This window comes from Deltaproteobacteria bacterium (genome assembly GCA_029860075.1).
GTDB lineage: Bacteria > Desulfobacterota > JADFVX01 > JADFVX01 > JADFVX01 > JAOUBX01.
The window spans coordinates 1-3,852 of record JAOUBX010000153.1; the positions used below are offsets into that span (position 1 = coordinate 1).

Below are 3,852 nucleotides of genomic sequence, written 5' to 3' on the forward strand. Positions count from 1 at the left end.
TGCCACACCGCGGAAGGAGAACTGCGGTGACGGCCTGTGACTGTAGAGAAGAACCGGCCTTGTGGGGTCCGTCACATCAGCCGTGTGCCAGCCCTCCGTTCCTGCCGCGATAAAATTATCAAAGATCAAAAAACCGTTAGTAATGGGTAAATGCCGATTCCTGCATTTGAACCTAATTGCTCACAAATATGATTCGGCAACCCGAAACGAAAAAAGGGAACAGAATTTAATCCGTTCCCTTCATCTGATTTTATCAACTCCAATACTTACGGCCTTGTTGCGCTCACCTCCACCGGATCGGAATTTCCGATCTCCGATGTTGAACGGATACGGTAATACCACGTCGCGCCCACTCCGGCGGTGGTATCGTTGTAATTATAAGTCTGATTCTCGTTGAGAGGAACGGTAGCAACGCTACTGTAAGTTCCTCCTGCTGATGAAGCTCTTTCTATTTCATAACCCGTCACACAACCGGGATCTTGGGGTGATGGATTCCAGGTAAAGTAAACACCCGATGTAGACGGTAATGCTTGAACCGCTTCCGGCATGTCAGGGCCACCCTTCGGGTCGGTAGCTTCATCTACCCATGCCCATTTGATGATATTGTAATTTTCGGGGGTTCGCTTCCATATGTAAATATCACCGTTAGGCGCAACAACAGGCGAACCGTATTCAACAATCATTTCAGACATTTCTTCAAAACCATTCCCTCCGGGATGAATAACATTATATTCATTATCAGGAACAACAAAATACCCTTTCGACTTACCACAGGCGTCAAACTTTTCCATACTTTTTACACCACCAGCATTAAGATAGCCTTTATCATCACGGATATATTTTGAAAAAGGTCCTTTATTTAAATGGAATGTTATGTCGTGATAAGTAACAGTGACTTTATAGCTACCACCACCAAGACTTTTAGTTTCTATCCTTCCTAATTCTAAAGGTCGTTCTTTATATGTTTGTAATAATTCGCCTACAGGAGTATAGAGTGTAAATTTTTTAGTTTTGTATTCACTCTCATCTAACCAAATGTCCCCGTTATTATTAGTACCTATGTAATCAGCCAAAGGAAGTCTACATTGTTCATTTAATTCACCTGATTCGAGACGAATACATTTGACTATTTTTATTAATTGACCAGATGCATCGTACATTTTCATGCGTGTATTTTGAATAATATCATCAATAATAAATGTACCATCCAATAATAAATAAAAGTTTCCTGAAAAAAGATCTTCTGTATCACCATATTCAATACCAAATTGCCCATCTCCCCCCCCCCAAGTTCCACTTGTAAATTCAATAGGGCCTTGCCATGAACAATCTGCATTATTCAAGAACGGCATTAATAATAAAAATGCAGCAATAGAGACTATATATTTCAATCCCATAATTTTATCCTCCCGAAACCTGTAGGCGTCTTCAATGTACCTGAAATATTGTTTGGTGTAACAACCACTTTTCTTTTAAAAGTACCGGGTTTACATTGATTAGTCAATTTATCCCTTTCCTTTTTAAAACAGTTCACCCCATAGGCATGAATTATCTCATAATTGCAATTATTTGCATTACATTGTGAAACATCAATATCATATACCATTGAAACATGAACATTTCTATATTTCAAAACATCACCTTTTTTAAGTTTTATAAAAACTTTATTCCGTTCAGCTTCATCATTCGGTAAAGTTTTATAATAAGTTAAATATTTAGCAGGTGTTGCATTGACAGGATCTTTATTTGCAAAAGTTCCATTCGAGGCTCTGTGCCTGTAACAATTTAGATTATCACAGTATTCATCATAATCAGCGAGATCTATCAACCTGGTTTTTACCGCAGGTAATAGGCTTTCCTTATTTAATTTATTTTCAGTTGCATTCACCACCCTCTGTACAAAACCTGAACAGTCAATTCCGGCCCAGTGAAGCGGATAAAAATAATGTTCGCTAGGGACAAATTGGAAAGTATTATTGCCATCTAAATTAAAGTAACGATACATCCATTTATTATATTCATGTCTTTTAAGCCCTGCATACATATTTCCGGGATCATTATTCACCAGGTTTCCTCTGTAATTGTAAAAATCATTATCACCACAGTATCCATTGGAATATTCGGGAATACATATGGGATAACTTGATGGAGCACCTACCATTACAGATTTGTAAGTTGTAAATTCATCAATCTTCATATGATTACCATAGCTATATGAAACGCCCTTTTCCACCGTTCCACTTCGTGACCTAAAGAAACCCGTATAATTCTTATAAGTATTACCCTCTGCAATCATCCCATCAACAAAAGGAACTACCACGTTATTATACAGTTCAAAAAGACCCGTATCATTGTTTGCATTCCCGGCAGCATTTACAAGGTAATCTTCCAGTTTATTGTGCGCACCCACAAGTAAACCTTTGTCAATAACCTTGTCCAGCCAAGAGCCGCTTTCACCCTTATCACGCTTTCCATAATCTTTCATGAGTTTTCGGAAAATAGGCGATGTATCATCTGTCGATCCATAAGAAAAGATCTTCGTCCCTGCATCATAGTTTACCACAGCAGCCGTGTTGCCTATATTTACTGTCTTTTTATTTATCGTTGATTTAACCAAATTCATACCAAAATTCGTTTTAAACATCCTAACGGCATCGGCTGTCTTCTGATCGTAAAAACCAGACTTTTCATCAAGTAATTCATAATTAGCCACCCCCCGTTTCCTCGTCAAAACCTGGTTGAATAGTTCATTAACGTAATATACTTTCCTCGTATCCTCTGTATCTGTCTCGTCGTAAGCTCCCTTACGCTTTCCATTTTTATCGAAGATAAAGACTGCGTCACCGTCCAGCACCTCTTTCCACGTTACATTCCCGTTGTGCCTTACATTCAGGGTTACAGGCTCTTTCGGTATACCGGTCATGTAATTAGATATTCTATCTTTAGAACTGAGAGAACTCATATCAATCTCAAAAAGAAGATTAATCGTTTCTTTCATATCTGTCAACTTATCCGCCGTCACTACAAACTTTGTGATGCTTGCGCCATTTTTACCAAGTTTATCATCAAATATAAATTTAGCGCATTTAAAATTAAGCTCTTCACCCGGGCACTCATATCCTGCCAGAGGCTTGACATCAACATTTGCCAGAACAGTTTTTAGCCTTACTTTTACAACCTCACCAGGCTTAAAAGGACCATTATTGGCATTAAGTCCTTGCAGGATTATCGTCTTGCCGCCCAGCGCCGGATAATAGTCTTCTGCAAACTTATGGCTAACCCCTTCTATTTCCCCTTCTGCTTTTAGCCATTTCAGTAATACCGGATCCAGATCCAGCACCCTAAGCCCCCCATCTGTACTCGCCAGATAAACCCAGCCGTCCTTTTCAACCAATGCCTTTACTTCACCGAGCAGTTCATCAATTACCCCGTTTTCTCCAACAGGGGCTGCGTCAATCTTATTCAGCATGATGGGATTAAAGGGGTCTCTAATATCGATTACGTAGATAGCCCCGCCGGAGGTGATAAAAGCAAGGCCCGAATTTCGGCTGATGGCAATGTCGCTGGCGAATGCCTTGAAGTCGGTGCCGTCGGGATTCTTTACTGTACCGATAGGTGTCGGCGTATAGGGATTAGTGAGATCGACAGTGTGAACACCGCCTGTTTTACTTCCCGTAACAGCTAAATCCATGACTTGTGTGAGGCCACTGCTGTCGGTATAGTTGTAGCTTTCTGTTGCAGCGGCGCGGAAGGCGTGGTAGGTGTCAGACGGCGCTGCATGGCCCAGTTCCTGCGGGAAGCTCGGCACCGTCAGGTCGAGGACGATGAGATAGCCTCCGGAGGTGGTGAGCA

The 3,852-nt window shown here is 40.8% G+C and carries 2 protein-coding genes; both read right to left on the reverse strand.

Going from position 1 to position 3,852, the window contains the following annotated elements; genetic code table 11:
- Positions 1–266 precede the first annotated feature (266 nt).
- Complete coding sequence (locus tag OEV42_21370) at positions 267–1,397, reverse strand: fibronectin type III domain-containing protein (protein ID MDH3976821.1); 1,131 nt, start codon at positions 1,395–1,397, stop codon at positions 267–269.
- Positions 1,388–3,852 (reverse strand): hypothetical protein (locus OEV42_21375; protein ID MDH3976822.1); only part of this gene is annotated, 2,465 nt, incomplete at its 5' end. The genes OEV42_21375 and OEV42_21370, both read right to left, overlap by 10 nt.